Below are 1,669 nucleotides of genomic sequence, written 5' to 3' on the forward strand. Positions count from 1 at the left end.
GGATCGCTTTGGACCTGCGCCAAGCCGCCCTCGAGCCGCAGATTGCGGCCTGATGAATACGAGGAAATCTATATCCATGCCAAGGTCGCCATCGTTGATGACGCCGCGTTTACGATCGGATCGGCCAACCTAAACCTGCGCAGCATGGCGCTGGATAGCGAGTTGAACGTGCTGAGCGAGGCGAAGGAGGTGACTTACCAGCTGCGTTGCGATTTATTTCACCAATGCACTAGTAACCCTGGGCCAAAGCAGTTTGCAGACATGGCGCTTACGTTCAAAAAATGGGAGGATCTCATGGCCGAAAACTCGGATGCAAAGAAAAGTGGTGCACTTTTGAATAATCAGATCTTGACGTTTCATGTCGATCGCAAGCCCGGCGCCCCAGTGATCTAACAATGTCAAAACTCAATCGCTGGTTACTTTGTGGCGGCCTTTTTTTCTTGCTTTTGGTCGCGAATTTTCCGACTTTCCCCTTTTTGGAGAATAGGACTATGCACGCAATGCCTCCTGGACTTTCCCCCTTTAACGTGGACGCCCCCATTCCACCGTGCGGACGCTGGAAGGACAACATGCCTTCAACTCGTGATGCAGCGGTGTATCAACGATATATTGCAGCCCGCAAGCTCTGGCGCAGCAAAATAGAATGGCAGCTGACTTTGCAAGAAGCGCAAAGCATATTCGCTGATGTGAGCTTTGCTGCTGAACGCGGGGATTGGGGAGCTAAGGCGTTGTTGGCGTACTTTTATCTGAACGGACTGGGTCCAATGCCATCCAACCATGTCGTCGGCCAAGAGGCGAGTAAAGCAGTTGCAATAGCGCAGCAAGCTGCGGCAGCCGGTCAGCCTTGGGGCTACTTTGACTTGGGAGTCGCTCACCAGCATGGATATGGAGGTGCATATTTTGATTCTGATATCGCTTGGGCCTATTACCTAACCGCTGCTCGGCTTGGTAGTCCCGACGCGCAAATGGCTTTGGCAGAAGCCTATAGCGATGCGGGGCGCTCGGACGGCGAAGCTGCAATGTGGCAGTGCGCCTTTCTACAAGGTCATGGAGCTGCCGCTTACCGTCTCGCGATGCGAGCAAGGGTCCAGAAGCAATATCGGGAAGCACTCGCAACATTTCAGACTGGGGTGAAGTATGGCAGCAAGCATTGCGCGGACGCACTTCATTTGCTCTTTGCAGAAGGATATTGGAATAGTAGTAAGCCAGATATCCAAGTGCTGACTGCTCTAGGGATCGCTGTAGATCCGGAACGCTCGGCTAGGTATGAGGTGATCAGTGAGGCGCTTAAAGTCAATCCGGATCTGAAGTTGGGTGGGCTGGATGAGTTCTTGCCTTTGCCTCCGGCGAAGCTTCCTGCATGGAGAGGAATTGCGGATGTGATTACACCCGAGCAGGACGGGCCGCCAACCTATTGATTAGCGGAGGACACACACATGCCCTTGAAAATCATCACAGTCGGCAATGACACCGACCGTGGCGGTAGAGTCATTGGTGGCTCACCCATGCGTGGCATAGCCTGCTTCCCAAGAAGTCCTGTGATCTGATGAACCATATCAAGCGGAACGGTTGGTTTGATCTTGCCCCCGTATAACCGGACACAGCCTATCGCTTAGTTAACGCCGCTTTCCTGAGCCCGGCGCGCCAGCTCCCTCCTGAACATGCGAGG

General features: G+C 53.6%; 2 protein-coding genes. Both read left to right on the plus strand.

Annotated features, from left to right (window positions below; all coding sequences use genetic code 11):
• On the plus strand, window positions 1–393 hold a 393-nt coding region (locus tag BM436_RS35880), incomplete at its 5' end, for a phospholipase D-like domain-containing protein (protein ID WP_229491076.1).
• Window positions 394–395: 2 nt separating this feature from the next.
• Entirely contained in the window at window positions 396–1,418 is a 1,023-nt protein-coding gene (locus tag BM436_RS35885; RefSeq protein WP_229491078.1) for an SEL1-like repeat protein, read from the plus strand.
• Window positions 1,419–1,669: the final 251 nt, after the last annotated feature.

The sequence above is a fragment of the Pseudoduganella namucuonensis genome (assembly GCF_900116645.1).
Classification (GTDB): Bacteria; Pseudomonadota; Gammaproteobacteria; order Burkholderiales; family Burkholderiaceae_D; genus Rugamonas; species Rugamonas namucuonensis.

What these genes read in the sequence shown, in the direction of transcription:
- BM436_RS35885 (WP_229491078.1), top strand. Translation starts at nt 396, where the DNA reads ATGTCAAAACTCAATCGCTGGTTACTTTGTGGCGGCCTTTTTTTCTTG.